The organism is Bacillus sp. EB V-12 (assembly GCF_056158125.1).
Map to the genome: position 1 here is coordinate 253,380 of NZ_JBUXJL010000004.1, position 15,935 is coordinate 269,314.

The following is a 15,935-nucleotide window of genomic DNA, read 5'->3' on the forward strand; positions in this document are numbered from 1 at the left end:
AACTGAAACAGTTACTTTTAAAAGGGGATTCTTTTATTTTCTTTCACTTAATTTCTTTGCATAATTCTTCATTTTACTCGTTAAACCTATTAAAGCAGGTAACAATATTGGCATCACAATGATAGCTAATAGTAACAACGCAACGCCAACTACGGATGCTACTTGTATAAGCGTTAATACACCTGAAGGGATTAATGCAGCAAATGTACCACCTAAAATAAGTGCCGCTGATAATACGACTCCTCCGATATGACGAGAAGCAGTTACAATTTTCGTCGCTGGGTCCCCTTCTAACTCATTGTATCTCATCATTACAAAAATACTATAATCCACTCCTAAAGCGACAATCATTATGAAACTAAAGAATGGAACATTCCAGCTTAATGAATCTACATGTAAAATATGCGTACTAATTTGTTCACTTATCCCTAATGATGCAAAGTAAGCTAATAGTAACGATCCAATAATAAAGATGGTGTTTAATAATGAACGTGTAATCACAATTAATACAATCGCGATTCCAATTAACATAATTGTAGCTGTACGTAAGAAATCTTGCCCAGTTACTTCTTTTAAATCAACGTTTCTAGCTGTCGTTCCTCCGATTGCTGTTTTCGCATGATTTAATTCCGACCCCTTCAAAGTACCATCTATTGTGTTATTGATTTCTTGAATAATTGGCATCGCTTCTTTTGAATACGGATTTACGTCTAAAATGATTGTCATTTTAGCAGTCTTTCTATCATGTGACATGTACGTATTCAAAGCTTTTTGGAAATCTTCTCCCTCCAAAACTTCTTTTGGAATATAGAATTTCTCAGAGCTTTTTGATTCGTTCAGTTCTCCTAAATATTTCTGAGCATCCCCTAGGCCATTACTTACCTTTTCAAGGCCTTCTGTACTTTTAGTTAGTCCGGATTGTAATTGACCCATCTGTTCTTGCAAGTCTTTCAGTCCGGTTAATAGCTGACCTTGCCCATCGTTTATTTTCGTTAATCCGGTTTGTAACTCAGATGACTTGTTCGCAATTTGTTTTGAACCTGAAGCACCTTCATTTAATCCATTTTTAAGATCAGCTGCTCCTTTTTGTAACTTAGTAACTCCATTGTTCATTTCTTTTAAGCCATTATCCACTTTCAATAACGATTGATTCGCTTCTTTAAATGATCCCATCGCCGCATTATGCTGCGCTTTCAATTTATTTAATTCATTTGAAAGCCCACCTAATTGCTTTTGAGCCTCTTTAGCAATTCCTAACGTCTGCAGAATGTTAGGATCATTTGCTAATTCTGGTTTCGTTTGAATGAAATTGGTCATTAACATTTCAATTTGTTCATAACCTTTCTTCGCACCGTCAATCGCTTGAGAAATACTTCCGAAGTATTGATCGTAAGAACTTAAACCTTTTTCTAACTGTGTATAGCCAGCATGAAGTTGTGAAGTTGCTTGAGATAATACACTTATATTTTCATTTACTGAAGTTAACCCACTCTCAATTTGCCGCGCACCTTGTGCTCCGTCATTTATGCCATTGGATAGTTGATTTAAAGCTGTTCCTAATGCTGATACACCACTTTTCGCTTCATTTGTTCCATCAATTAACTTTTGAACGTTCGCAAGACTATTTGAGTCCTTATTACCCATCTTATCTTTCGCAGTAGTTAATCCATCATTAATTTCCTTTATACCACCATTGGCATCTCCTAAACCTGTATTTAGTTCACCCGCTTGTTTATTTATATATAGTTCTTTAATCCTATCACCAGTTGGACGTGTCGGTGAATATACTTCTGAAACACCTTTTACTTTCAAAATCTTATCAGTTAGTTCATCTAAAGTTTGAAGCGAACTCGCCTCATCTAACTTGTTATTCGATTGAATGACTAACGTACTTGGTGAAGAAAAACCAGGTGGAAAATGTTCTTCTATTACGTTAATCCCCATTTTCGACTCATATTTATTGTCTACTTCAAATAAATCGTTGTAATTAAGTGTATTAGAATACTTTGATATGAAAGGAATTGATATCACGAATACAATAATTAAAGCTACAAATGGTCTCACTACTGAGTTATTCGCAAAGAATCCCCATAGACGACTGTCTTCATGACCTTTAAATGTTTTAACTGGATAAAACATCCCTTTTCCTAAAAGCACCATAAAAAACGGATTTAACGTAGTTAATACTAGTAATAAAACTGCGACACCAATTGCTACCGCTGAAGTAGATTGATATAGTTTAAAACTCGCTAAAGCAAGAGATGCAAAACCAATTAGTACTGCTATCCCGCTATATAAAACGGTTTTCCCTGCCGATTTAAATGTTTCTTTCGTAGCCAAAAATGCGTTTTCTTGTTTACTTAATTCTTCTTTAAATCTCGTAAATAATAAAATGTTATAGTCTGTTCCAACCCCAAACAGGACAACAACGACAAACACTTGTGTAAAGTTAGAAAATGGAAAATTAAATTGATCTACTAAATGAGCAATAATCCCCATTGAAACTAAATATGATACCCCAACAGTAAGAAGAGAAACAATTGGAACAATAGGTGAACGGAATACAATGATTAATATTACAAGAATGAAAATGATTGAAATAACTTCAGTCTTTTTCACTCCCTCTTGAGAAGATGTAAGGAAATCTCCTGCTATTAAATCACTTCCTGTTAAGTACGTTGTTACCCCTTTCGTTTTCACTTTATTATGAAGGTTATTTGTAACTTTCGATATTTCACCATGCTTTTTATCTATCGATATTTGCGTTAAAATAGTCGTATTATCTTTAGAAACTAATTGTTTCTCTAATTCTTTATTATCTAAATGTGAAACAACTTCTTTAATTCCTAATTGTTCTTTTTCATTTTGCAAAGCGTTGATTGTTTTTATTATTTCCTCTTTTTGCTCAGTCGTTAAAGCTGTTTTACTGTCACTATTAAAAACAACTATAATGTCATACTTTTCTGTCCCGTCTTTATCCATTTCTTTTATCATTTTGTCAGCAATACTACTTTGTTCTGTATTAGGAATCGTAATGTGCCCTTTTTCTTTCACTAATTTATCCATATTAGGCATCGTTACGATCATTGTAATGGTAATAACTATCCATAATAGAAAAGATAAACTTCTCCAATTTTTCAGCTTGCTCATTTGCATCATCTCCCGCGATTAAAATTTACGTTAGTTACGGAATGAATATTCATTCCTATTATTCTATTACATTATTTTGTAAACTCTATTAAACTAGTCTTTCCGGAATGAATATTCATTCCTTTAGTTGCACAAATACCCTCTCCTACTCTCATTTTTTAATTCTATTTAGGAATGAATATTCATTCCTGTCCTTATAAAGCTATAGAATCAAATGATTCTAATAGCGTTCCAAGAGCTTTCTTCCAATTCTTTTACTAACTCTTTCGAGTATTCTAATTGCCCTGTTGCAATTACTTTCGTTAATTTTTCTAACGGTTGATATACAATAATAATTAAAGCAACTGGAGGCAATGGACGAAGCAAACCTTTTGCGATTCCATCTTCAATAATATTCATAAAGAAGCCTATAAAATCGTCAAATATTTTCTTACTCTGCTCATCAAGAAAATAACTATCACAGTGAGAATTTGTAAATAAAAAAGCATCCACATTGTTTCTCGCAAATTCAAATAAACGGTTATACGTATGACTAAACTGTTCACGAATATTTGCTTCAACAGGAAAATCCGTTTTTATCATTTCAGAAAGCTGTAACATACTTTTTGAAAATAATGAGTTAACAAGCGCCTCTTTATTTTCAAAATAGCGATAAATAGTACCCGCACCGACATTTGCTTTTTCAGCGATCATTGGAATTGTCGTACCATCGTAACCACGCTCTGCAAAAAGTTGCATCGCAGCATCAAAAATATCCTCTTGTTTGTTTTTAGCCATTTTTTCCACCTCTATTTTCAGGAATGAAAATTCATTCCGTTTTTAATTATAAATTACAGGGAATAAAAGTCAAGTGCGTGACAACGTATAGTTGCGATTCTATTCTCTTGTATGTGAATAAAATTATATCAGCGATTTTCAGGATATATCAACTTACCGACAAAAATTAATACAATGAGATGGAGCTATCCCAAAATTTTGTTCGAAACAACTCCATCTTATATGCAAATTAAAAGAAATCATAAATAAACGACTTGCGCACTGGTACTACATTCTCAAATGCCCGTATTTCCTCTTCGCTTCCGCTAATTAATTCTAATTCATTTAGTTCTAATGGGCGTTTGTATCCAAGCAGTATTGTAGATAGTGCATTTATATCTAGGTTGATCCCTTTATCCATTGGTTCTTCTATAATTGCTATTTCATAATTTGCAAGTCTCACCGATACATTATTCCACGGTGCAAATGAATCTGTAATATGTAAAATGACTTCTTGTTGTACATTGTTCCAGTTTAACTCATACTGTTTTAAGAACTGCTCTACATCTACAATTCTTCCCATAAAATATGGTTTTATTTCTGTTTTCACACGTGGTTCTTGCAATGTATATAACAACTGTTCGTTTTCACTTACTGTCATTTCAAGCTCTTTAATCATAGAATCATGCTGGCAAATAAAATTCCATAGACCATTTCGTGCTTCATTATGCAGTGGAACAAATTCATCTACTGTCATTTTATAGTTTTCTATTTTATATAACATATAGCCGGCTGCAGTTTTATTTTCATCGTAATAAATTGCTAATGTTAAATCCTCATAAACAGCTTGTAACCACCATTTTTCATTGCGAACTAGCATACCAGAAAAACGTTCTGCAAATGTTTCATAAAGCTTCTCGACCTCTTCTGGGTGATTTTCTTTATTGAAACGTTTCACAGTACCATTCACTTGTTTTTTCATAACTAAATCACTCTTTGTCAAATGACATACGAGAAGATTCGCACAAAGTTCCCAGCCGTATTTACGGTAAAATGTAACAGCAAATGGGTGTAACATAGAGACTGTAAAGCCATCTTTTTTCATTGTTTGAAGTGAATGTTGAAGTAGCTCTTTTACATACCCACTTCTTCTGTACTCTGGATACGTCGCTACTCCTGCAACGCCACCCATTTTAAATTTTTCTTTACCTATGTAAATATGAAACGGGATGAGGTGTAGTTTTGCAGCTAAGTCCTCACCTTCCATAATACCGTATACTTCATGACTTTCCTTCATTTTTGTAAGTTGTTGCTGCATTCGTTCTTCTTCTACTTTATATTGAAAAGCGTATTCTGATAAGCGTAGTGCTTCTCTAAATTTATCTTCTTTTAATCGTATAACGTTCATATGTTTCTCCCCCCTCCTTTATTTGAATTGTACCATAATTTAAAATATTACAGTGCGGTGAATGAAATTATAATGACTTAACGACACAAATTCAATATAAAAAAGCAGATACATCCTGTATCTGCTTCTCATTACTTTATTTAGCTAACTTTTGAAGTTCTTCGAAGAATGTAGGATATGATACACCTACTGCTTCTGCATCTTCAATAATTGTTTTTCCTTCTGCTAGGCAGCCAGCAATTGCAAGCATCATTCCAATACGGTGATCACCATAACTATTTACTGTATTGCCTTTTAGAGCTGATTTTCCGTAAATGATCATACCGTCATCAGTTGCTTCTATTCGAGCTCCTAGTTTCGTTAACTCAGCAACGACTGTATCAATACGGTTTGTTTCTTTTACTTTTAATTCGTGTGCATCTTTAATTACTGTAATTCCTTCTGCTTGCGTTGCCGCTAATGCGATTACAGGAATCTCATCGATTAATCTAGGGATAATATCTCCGCCAATTTCAATTCCTTTTAATGAAGATGTTTCGATTGTAATATTTGCAGCTGGTTCTGATGCCCCTTCGTTAATTAGGTCTACAGTGAACGTAGCACCCATTTTTTCTAAAACATCAATAATACCTGTACGGGTTGGATTCATTCCTACATTTTGTAATACTAGTTTACTATTTGGGATGATTGCACCTGCTACTAAGAAAAATGCTGCTGATGATACGTCACCGGGCACTTGAATGTCTGTTGCTGTTAATTTTTGTCCACCTGACAGCTTCACTGTTTTCCCTTCGCGAGTTACTTTAACACCAAATGCTTCGAGCATTCTTTCCGTATGGTCGCGTGAAATATGTGGTTCTGTAACAGCTGTTACACCTTCTGCACGAAGACCTGCAAGTAAAATAGCTGACTTTACTTGTGCACTTGCAACAGGAGAAATATATTCAATTGCTTTTAAATCTCCGCCACGTATTGTTAACGGTGTAAATGTTCCTTCTTCTCGGCCGTCTATGTTTGCGCCCATTTGTTTTAATGGGTTTGTTACACGCTTCATCGGTCTTTTTGCGATAGATTCATCACCTTGTACGCAAGAGAAAAATGGTGTGTTAGCTAATATACCTGACATTAATCGGATTGTTGTACCAGAATTACCAACATCTAATACAGCTTTCGGTTCTTGTAAACCTTCTAATCCTTTACCAACTACAGTAACCTCATCACCGTTTTGCGTAATTTCTACTCCCATTTCTTTAAAACATGAAATCGTACTTAAACAGTCTGCACCGGGCAAGAAACCTTTAATTGTTGTTTTCCCTTCTGCAATAGAACCGAACATAACAGCACGGTGTGAAATGGATTTATCACCTGGGATTGTAATATTGCCATTCAATCCGTTATTAACAGGTTGTATTGTTCTTTCTTTCACGTTTTTCACCTTCTCATTTAAATTGTTTCATAAGTTTGGTATTCTTCTTCTCCAAGCGCTAGTTTTGCTTTCATACGATCTTCTTCCCTTTGGAAGCTAATACGTAATACCCCAAGCAGTCCTTCACGCGCTTCTAATATTTGCAAGTTCGTAATACTAATTTCCTCGCGCGCCAAAATACTCGTAATATGAGCCAATGCCCCCACCTTATCTAATACATCGACGTATAAGTCGTGATAGGCAGGAATTGCCCCTCTCTTTCTTACTGGTAAAGAATCACGGTATTCTTTCGCATCTGCAAAATAGTTTTGAATCTCGCATGCATCTCCGGTAGAAACTGTTTTATATAAATCTTCCATTTCAGAGATCCACTCTTTTAATAATACCATTAAATGCTCACGATTTTGCTTTACAATATCACTCCACATTTTCGGACTACTAGATGCGATACGTGTAATGTCTTTAAACCCTCCAGCAGCTAGCTGATGAATGAGCGGATTATCTCCTGCATGTTTCTCTACTTGCTTCACTAAACCTGCTGCGATAAGGTGCGGGAAATGACTAACGATCCCTGTTACATAATCATGTTCTTCTGTATTTAAAACAAGGAAATGTGATCCCGTTCCTTTTAACCAATCTTTTAACTCTTCCACATGTTCATTTGGCACATGATGCATCGGTGTTAAAATGTAAAATGCATTTTCAAATAAATGCGCTTTTGCACTTTCAACTCCCGTTTTATGAGAACCTGCCATTGGATGTCCACCAATGAAAGATACTTCCTTTGAAAATAAAGTTTCTGCTTCATTCATAATCGTGCCTTTTGTACTACCAACATCAGTCACTATAACATCTTCTCGTAAACGGAATGACGCAAGTTTGTGTAATAGCTTCTTCGTTTCTTCAACTGGAGAAGCAAAAACAATTAAATGTGCCTTTTCACATGCAAGCTGTAAATCAACTGCTATTTCATCTACTACGTGTAATTCTTTTGCACGCTCTACTTGTTCTTGAAATATATCATAACCTGTTATCGTTACATCGTGCTCTTTCTTAATTGCTAATGCGAGAGAGCCTCCGATTAAACCAGTTCCAATTAATACTACCTTTTTACGCATTTTCCTCATCTCGAGACTTTCTTTTTTTATTTTCAAAGTGTTGTTGTAACACTGAAATCACCCCTTCATTTTGCTCCCTTGTTCCGACTGTAATACGGATACCATTCGGGAACGGACGAATAATAAATCCTGCGTGTGCACAAGCTTCATAAATCTCTCCAGCATTCTCAACTGGCAAGAAGATGAAATTTGTTTGCGATGGATAAAATGGAATATCATTTTCCCTACAAAAGCTCTCGTATTGTTGTAATCCTTCTATATTCACACGAACTATTTCTTCAATAAACTCGTCATCACCAAAAGCAATCGTCGCTGCTTTTTGCGCTAATGAAGATACGTTAAATGGCAAACGAACGACATTTAATTTTCCGATTAACTCTTCCTGTCCAACCGCATATCCAACGCGGAAAGAAGCTAATCCGTACGCTTTAGAAAATGTTCTAAGTACAAGAATATTTTTATGTTTTTCTAAAAGCGGTAATGTCTCTGGGAAATCTTTTGCTGTTACGTATTCATAGTACGCTTCATCAATGACAATTAACGTATTTTCACTAATACCTTCAATGAATTGAGTCAATTTTCGGTCATTCACATATGTGCCTGTTGGATTGTTCGGGTTACAAATCCATACAATTTTTGTATCGTTATCTACTACTGAAGAAATTTCTTCTAAGTCGTATACACCGTTATTTAACGCAATTTCCTTCACTTCGCAACCTTCTATAATGGCATGATGACGATACTGTGGGAATGTTGCACCTGCTGTTACAATGTTATCTCCCGCTCGTAATACGGCGCGGCTTATTATTTGAATGATTTCATCTAAACCACTACCACAAAGTACTTGTTCCATTTTCACATGTAACTTATCTGCGATTGTTTGACGGAGCGTTGTAGCACCTCCGTCAGGATATAAAGCATGTTCCAACCACGATTTTTGCAACTCATCTAAAACACGTGACGAACAGCCGAATGGATTTTCATTCGATGCTAATTTCACAAACGAATGATCTCCGTACACTTCTTTCATTTGTTCTGGTGATTTACCTGGTTTATATGGTTGTAATGATGATAGTTGATCCTTTACTTGCACGTTAAACCCACCTTTTTATTAAAATTCTTTTGCGTAGTTATTGTGTTGCATAATGTTTTGTTTTAATAATTCCATACGATCTTTTCCGAATTGTTCGACTAGTGCATCTGCAAGTTCCCATGCCACAACAGATTCAGCTACTACACCCGCCGCTGGTACTGCGCAACTATCAGATCTTTCAATACTCGCTTGGAATGCTTCTTTCGTATCAATATCAACGCTTGCTAACGGTTTGTATAAAGTAGGAATTGGCTTCATCACGCCTCTTACGATAATTGGCATACCTGTTGTCATACCGCCTTCTAAACCGCCGGCATTATTCGTTCTTCTCGTGTATCCTTTTTCTTCATCCCACAGAATTTCATCATGCACTTTGCTTCCTGGTTGTCGTGCCGCTTCAAAACCTACGCCGATTTCAGCACCTTTAAATGCATTTATACTCATAATTGCACCAGCAAGTTTTGCATCTAATTTACGATCGTAATGGACGTAACTACCGACGCCAATCGGCATACCTTCTGCAATGACTTCCACAATACCACCGATTGAATCTCCACTACTTTTTGCGTTGTCAATCGCATTCATCATTTCTTGCTCTACTTCTTTATCTAAACATCGAACTGGTGAGTTTTCAGTAATTGTTTGAATTTCTTCAATTGATAAGTTTGAAATATGTTTTGCTTTTACTCCACCAATTTCAAGAACATGTCCTGCAATTTCCACGCCTAATTCGCTTAAAATTTGTTTTGCAACTGCACCAGCAGCTACACGAACTGTCGTTTCTCTTGCAGATGACCGCTCTAATACGTTTCTTATATCACGATGACCATATTTAATTGCTCCATTTAAATCTGCATGTCCGGGACGTGGTTTTGTAATTGTACGTTTCATGTCTTTACTTTCTTTTTCCGAAATTGGCTCTGCACCCATTACTTTCGTCCAATGTTTGAAATCATCATTTTTTACAATTAACGTAATCGGTGATCCAAGTGTCATCCCGTGACGAACACCACTTACAATTTCAACTGTATCTGTTTCAATTTGCATACGTCTTCCGCGTCCATGACCTTTTTGTCTTCTTAATAATTCTTTATTAATATGTTCCGCCGTAAGTGTCAAACCTGCTGGTACACCTTCTAAAATAACTGTTAACTGCGGTCCATGTGATTCTCCAGCTGTAATGTATCTCATTTCTCTTGCCCCTTTACTATTTTTTTGTACAAAAAAGTCCCTACTGAGCGCTCAGTAGGGACGATGTTTATCGCGGTACCACCCTAGTTGTAGACTTCTTTCGTCTACCTCTCTTCTTCTTTAACGATCGTTTGACCGTCTTCCCCTCCAAAAGTTGTCGGGAAAGATGCTCCAAGTCTGTAATTCATGCTTACCTTTGTACTGATTCACACCGACCATCAGCTCTCTTTAACAGTGAGATAAGCACTACTGTTTCCTCTTCAACGCATATATGATATGGAATTAAGATAATTTATTTTTGAAACCTTTTAACTCATCCATGAATCTATGGAATTCTGGAATGTCCATTTGTTGTGCAGAATCTGATAATGCAACTGCTGGATCTGGATGAACTTCAGCCATTACTGCATCTGCGCCAATTGCAAGTGCCGCTTTCGCTGTTGGTAATAATAAATCTCTGCGTCCAGTTGAATGTGTTACATCAACGATAACTGGTAAATGTGTTTCTTTCTTTAAAATTGGTACTGCAGAAATGTCTAATGTGTTACGTGTTGCTCTTTCGTATGTGCGGATACCGCGCTCACAAAGAATAATTTGATCGTTACCTTGCGCAATAATGTATTCCGCTGCGTTAATGAACTCATCAATTGTTGCTGCTAATCCACGTTTTAATAATACTGGTTTGTTAACTTTACCTACAGCTCGTAATAAATCGAAGTTTTGCATGTTACGTGCGCCAACTTGAATTACATCAACGTAGTCTAATGCCATTTCAACATCGTTCGGATTTAAAATTTCACTAATAATTGCTAAGTCAAACTCGTCTGCTACTTGACGTAAAATTTGAAGTCCTTCTACTCCTAAACCTTGGAAATCATATGGAGAAGTTCTCGGTTTGAATGCACCACCGCGCATTAATTTTAAGCCTTGGTCTTTCATCGCTTGCCCTACTTGACGAACTTGTTCTAAACTTTCTACTGCACAAGGTCCCATAATGAACGTTTGTGTTCCGTTTCCAATCAATTCACCTTTTACATCAACGATTGTATTTTCTTGTTTCTTTTTACGTGATACTAGTAACGCTTTACGGTTATCATCTTCTTGTAACTCTAAGCTTGCTTTGAAAATCGTTTTGAAAATATGTTGAACTGTTGATGTTTCGAATGGTCCTTCGTTATGCTCTGCGATCATATCAAGTACTTCACGCTCACGTACTGGATCAAAGCGTTTCGTGCCTTGTACTTGCTTTTGCTCTCCAATTTTTTGAACAATTTCACCACGTTTGTTTAAAAGGTGTAATAGTTGTAAGTTAATTTCATCTACCTGTTTACGTAATTGATCTAATTCATGATTTGCCATTTGGAAATCCTCCTCTAATGTTTTAAAAGTATAGTAAGAGAATAAAAAATTCTCTATTTTCTGAACTGACTAATTATACAAATTTATAGTGGAATCGATACCTCTTCTTATTTTAAACTAATAATTCGTACACAGACATAAACTACTAGTTAAAAATCCACTTTTTTGTACAAAAAAGCCCTACTGATCCAATCAGTAGGGACGATATTTATCGCGGTACCACCCTAGTTGTAGACTTCTTTCGTCTACCTCTCTTCATTGTTAACGATCATCTGACCGTCTTTCCCTTCATAAAGACAATACTATCTTTACTACGAAAAAGATGCTCCAGGACTGTAATTCGCTCTTGTTTATGTACTGGTTTGCACCAACCACCAGCTCTCTGTTACAGGGAAACAACAACTACTGCTTTTCCTTTCAATGCATGACTATTTAATTTTCAAGTTGAACCACTAAAATACAAAAAGTCCCTACTGAATAAATCAGTAGGGACGATATTTATCGCGGTACCACCCTAGTTGTAGACTAACTTTCCGTCTACCTCTCTTCACTGTTAACGATCAATTGACCGCTTTTTCCTCATAAAGACAAACTATCTTTATTACGAAAAAGATGCTCCAAGACTGTAATTCATGATTATCCCTGTACTGGTTCACACCAACCACCAGCTCTCTGTTACAGTAAGACTAACCACTACTGTGATCTCTTCATTGCACTTTGTTTATTCAAATGTTTTTGAAATTGAATAAGTATGATTCGTATTATAGAACGCTTTTCAAAACACTGTCAACAACTTTTTATATATTTTTTTAAATTCCACTTTCGTCCTATAATTCTTTTTGTAAATCACCCATTACAATTCCTATGCGAATTATTTCATTTTCTAGTAAATGTAAAACATATTCCTCTACTTCATACTGAACTAATAATTCTTTTATTTTTATGATTTCTTTTTCAAATAAAACGGCTTCGTGACATGTTTGTAGTAAAATAAAAAACACATTTGCAAATATTTCTTTATGCGCTTTCATACTTTCTTTTTTATGAAGCATTTCAATCAATAACTGCTTCATTTCCTCACCTGCACATTTACCATGTACACTTGAAAATGCACGAGACATAATACATAATCCTTTTTCTAATATTTCATCCATGTATAAAATAATACGTAAAAGCATTACATATTCTCTTGCAGTTATCTCACCCATTTTTGGTCGTTCTCGCAAAAATACACTGAGCCAAGCTGTCCAAAATTTTTGTTGTTCTTTTACACTTAATGTTTTGACGTAATAGCATAAAAACTGCATAAACTTAATTTTATTTTCTTCATTTTCTAGTATGAGTAACGGGTATAACCAATCTGTTTTTTGATCCCAATATAGTACACATTTAATAAATACAAAGCTAAGCCACTTCAAGAAAGCTTCTCTCGTATGCGGATGTAATACTTCCAAATGTTCTATCGCATACTTAATAAATCGCTTCATTTCTGTAAATAAAGGTAGATTTATTTGCGTGTAACATAAGCCGGCCCATGCATATTCCGTAATCTCATTTTGTTTTTTTAAATCTAAGTATGGTAACAAATATTTTCGGCACCATTGTTTTTCAATATGATATAGGAATGTAATATCTGCTATTAAACGAGCAAACATAAAGTTTGTTCGTTCCGAATTAACTCTTACTTGTTCTTCAAATAAAAATAAATATTCATATACATTACGATCGTATAAATGATCATATGATAACAACTTTAATAATACAGCCGTCATTTTTCCAACTGGATGCTGAATTGATTCATTATAAAAATCTTGTTTCCCAAGCTTAAAGTCTGTATCACTCTTCATAACTTGAGGAAACACTGAAAATGCAAATCGTTTTACAACACGTATACTATTCTCTTCTAATTCTTCTAGTCGATTACTAATTTCATATAGAAAACTACTAATTAACCAATGAAAAGCAGTATTTCTAACAAATTTCTGCAATAGCGGAATAATTTTTTGGATTTGCTCATTCGTCAATCCTCGATTATTTCGCCATTCTCTAATACAAACAAACCATACTTCATTACTTATTTCTTGCACTCCTACTAATTGGTATGCAAATGAAATACTCCACTCTGTGTTTAATTTACATGCTTTTGATAACATCTCTAAAAAATGGCGTTGTTCAAAAACACCATCTTGCGAAAATTGCTGAACTTGCTTCATAATTTCAACATCTTTCAGCTGCAATAATCCGTCAGCAGTTACATTACAAGTAATGCTTTCTGCTGTATCCTCTTTCTTTTGTACACTGTATCGTTCAGAATGAAAATGAGGATGCTTTTGCTTCATTAACTCATACCCATTTGCCGTAGATGGGCTATTCGAATCACACTTGAATAATAAGTCTAATACGAGACATGCATCAAATACCCGCTCTTCTGTAAGATGCTTTATTACAGTTCGAGTGACTTCTTCTTTTGTTTTTTCTAAACAATGTGCATAATGCCTTTTTAAAAGTTGAAAAACTTCGTGTTTATAAGTGAAATCTAAAAGAAGTCCTTCATGTAACAACCATTTCATTTTGTCATCTACACGAACAAAAATATTTTTATTCATCGCATCAATTGCAATTCGCTTTTGAAGTACACTATTTGCTTCTATCATTTCTGTAATATAATAATCCGCTTTTTTCTCATTGTTTTCGCATAAATAAGTTAGACACTCTTTTACAATTCGTATTAAAAATGCAAGGTCATTTTGATGAAACTCTTTCTCTACATTTTCCTTATTTCTTTTTTTCAGTGCCGTTTGTCTTAACGACAACATTCTCAATTTTTCTAATCCAATCATCATAATTGGAACAGCATAATAAGCGATATATGGCCTCATCTTTTCGTTCCAAATTTGCTCCACATGAGAAAATGTAGATACTGGTAAGCGACTCGATTCCTCGAGTTCTATTGATTCTTGCGTATCATTTCCCCATTTCCTTACACGTTTCAACTTCAGTTTTCCGTCTAAAATAAAAGTTAGTAACAATAAGGCAATTTCTTTATGCTCAGGAAAAGAACATTTTTGTAGTAACTTAGAAATCTTTTCTATAGAGCTACTATCTTTTTCAGCTGTTTCTAATAAAAGGAGTGTCCACCTTGCAAACAACAACGGGTCCATCTTACTCCTCGTTTCGTTTAAGTAGTTACAAATTGTTCTCCATAATAACGGTGATATTTTAGAATAGTTTTTATAAATTAATTGAAATAATTCTTTCTGATGACTAAAAAGAAATTGTTCCACTAACCATTCTGCAAGTAATTCATCTACTTCATTATAGTTTGGCGTAAGCATAAACAAATTTTGTAATTTACCTTCTGCTTCTAACCATTCGACCCATTCATAATCATGAGCAAATTCCACAAAGTAACGTACTGTTTCAATTTTTTTAATTGATTGCTTTATGTATGATAATTGTTCCTGTTCTACTGACGGGGGAACCGTTACAATATCCCGAATACGCATTCTTTTCGTAATATAATTATCACCCATTAATTCAGCCCAGCGTTTTACCGCTTTTACAAGGGATTGATGATTATTCACCTTATTCGGATACACAATTGGTCTTATCCCTAAATGTTCCCAGTGGTATGTATTTTCTCCTTGTGCGACAAAAGCAAATCGTCTTGTACTTGGTGGTAAACCAGTTGCTAAATATTTCATTACTGGGTCATTATGACTATATCCAACGAATAAAACGGTGTAATTTGAGAATAGATCAACTAAAAACCTTCTCGCCCACCCTTCCGTTAAGTAAGCCCTTCCAAAATCACCATCTGTTAAAATTAAAGCCTCTTTCTCCTGTTCTACATTACCATGTATGTAAGCAAGACCTTTAAAAGCTCTCCCAGTCGGTAAAGCTGGAGCGTAATAAACATTGATATCTCTATTTATTTCTTTAATTGCAGTTGTAAAATGTTGATCAAAATTTGTTGTTACAATGCGGATATCTGTATCTAAAGGAAATAACCTTGGAATTGCATAATGCAATGGATTCGGTTTTGATTTCTCTATATGAACGAGATCTCTTGCGACTTGATGTACATCTTTTGTTTTCGCAATTTTACCAAGATAATAATCATGTGGCTCTGTTATTTCACGTTTTTCGACATATAACGTTTTTGCAATTTCATCAACTAAATCATCAAAATTCGGTAAGTTTGATTTCCCTTTCATAGAAACTCCCGCTCCAACAAATAATACTAACTTTCCTTGCTCAAGGTGATCAATTAACTCATCTGGAATTTCTACTTCTGAAGTAATCCACATCTTGGATTCCCCCTTACCTAAAAATGTCATACACTCTCATTTTACTATAACATTTTTTCATTGTTTTTATAATATTTAGACTAAATTCCGAACATGAAAAAGTTTTATGTAAATAAATCCGTTA

At 34.9% G+C, this 15,935-nt stretch carries 9 protein-coding genes and 3 other annotated features; all 9 genes read right to left on the reverse strand.

Annotated features, from left to right (window positions below; translation table 11 throughout):
- Nucleotides 1–33: 33 nt before the first annotated feature.
- Nucleotides 34–3,150: an MMPL family transporter gene (locus ACZDYH_RS16640; protein ID WP_474886655.1), complete on the reverse strand. Its 3,117-nt coding sequence runs from the start codon at nucleotides 3,148–3,150 to the stop codon at nucleotides 34–36.
- Between the two features lie 210 nt (nucleotides 3,151–3,360).
- Nucleotides 3,361–3,927 carry a TetR/AcrR family transcriptional regulator gene (locus ACZDYH_RS16645; protein ID WP_001107309.1) on the reverse strand — a complete coding sequence of 189 codons (567 nt, stop codon included), beginning with the start codon at nucleotides 3,925–3,927 and terminating at the stop codon, nucleotides 3,361–3,363.
- Between the two features lie 229 nt (nucleotides 3,928–4,156).
- Entirely contained in the window at nucleotides 4,157–5,314 is a 1,158-nt protein-coding gene (locus ACZDYH_RS16650; protein WP_088362581.1) for a GNAT family N-acetyltransferase, read from the reverse strand.
- A gap of 136 nt (nucleotides 5,315–5,450) precedes the next feature.
- Complete coding sequence (gene aroA, locus ACZDYH_RS16655) at nucleotides 5,451–6,740, reverse strand: 3-phosphoshikimate 1-carboxyvinyltransferase (RefSeq protein ID WP_000664631.1); 1,290 nt, start codon at nucleotides 6,738–6,740, stop codon at nucleotides 5,451–5,453.
- A gap of 17 nt (nucleotides 6,741–6,757) precedes the next feature.
- Nucleotides 6,758–7,858: a prephenate dehydrogenase gene (gene tyrA, locus ACZDYH_RS16660; protein ID WP_001228140.1), complete on the reverse strand. Its 1,101-nt coding sequence runs from the start codon at nucleotides 7,856–7,858 to the stop codon at nucleotides 6,758–6,760.
- Nucleotides 7,851–8,951 (reverse strand): histidinol-phosphate transaminase, encoded by a 1,101-nt coding sequence (hisC, locus tag ACZDYH_RS16665; protein ID WP_103622460.1) that lies wholly within the window; start codon nucleotides 8,949–8,951, stop codon nucleotides 7,851–7,853. Before hisC ends, tyrA begins: the two co-directional genes overlap by 8 nt.
- Before the next feature lie 18 nt (nucleotides 8,952–8,969).
- Nucleotides 8,970–10,142 (reverse strand): chorismate synthase, encoded by a 1,173-nt coding sequence (gene aroC / locus ACZDYH_RS16670; RefSeq protein WP_001269425.1) that lies wholly within the window; start codon nucleotides 10,140–10,142, stop codon nucleotides 8,970–8,972.
- A 53-nt stretch (nucleotides 10,143–10,195) separates the two neighbouring features.
- Nucleotides 10,196–10,415 (reverse strand) — a binding site (T-box leader).
- Between the two features lie 9 nt (nucleotides 10,416–10,424).
- Complete coding sequence (locus ACZDYH_RS16675; protein ID WP_001273575.1) at nucleotides 10,425–11,501, reverse strand: bifunctional 3-deoxy-7-phosphoheptulonate synthase/chorismate mutase; 1,077 nt, start codon at nucleotides 11,499–11,501, stop codon at nucleotides 10,425–10,427.
- A 194-nt stretch (nucleotides 11,502–11,695) separates the two neighbouring features.
- Nucleotides 11,696–11,931 (reverse strand) — a binding site (T-box leader).
- A gap of 54 nt (nucleotides 11,932–11,985) precedes the next feature.
- Nucleotides 11,986–12,221, reverse strand: a binding site (T-box leader).
- 107 nt (nucleotides 12,222–12,328) lie between these two features.
- A complete protein-coding gene (locus ACZDYH_RS16680) occupies nucleotides 12,329–15,811 on the reverse strand; it encodes a DUF4020 domain-containing protein (protein ID WP_119683566.1) in 3,483 nt (1,160 codons plus the stop codon).
- Nucleotides 15,812–15,935 lie beyond the last annotated feature (124 nt).

Coding starts and splice junctions, on each gene's coding strand:
- aroC (WP_001269425.1), bottom strand. CDS start 10,142: ATGAGATACATTACAGCTGGAGAATCACATGGACCGCAGTTAACAGTT.
- tyrA (WP_001228140.1), bottom strand. CDS start 7,858: ATGCGTAAAAAGGTAGTATTAATTGGAACTGGTTTAATCGGAGGCTCT.
- ACZDYH_RS16680 (WP_119683566.1), bottom strand. CDS start 15,811: ATGTGGATTACTTCAGAAGTAGAAATTCCAGATGAGTTAATTGATCAC.
- ACZDYH_RS16640 (WP_474886655.1), bottom strand. CDS start 3,150: ATGAGCAAGCTGAAAAATTGGAGAAGTTTATCTTTTCTATTATGGATA.
- ACZDYH_RS16645 (WP_001107309.1), bottom strand. CDS start 3,927: ATGGCTAAAAACAAACAAGAGGATATTTTTGATGCTGCGATGCAACTT.
- ACZDYH_RS16675 (WP_001273575.1), bottom strand. CDS start 11,501: ATGGCAAATCATGAATTAGATCAATTACGTAAACAGGTAGATGAAATT.
- ACZDYH_RS16650 (WP_088362581.1), bottom strand. CDS start 5,314: ATGAACGTTATACGATTAAAAGAAGATAAATTTAGAGAAGCACTACGC.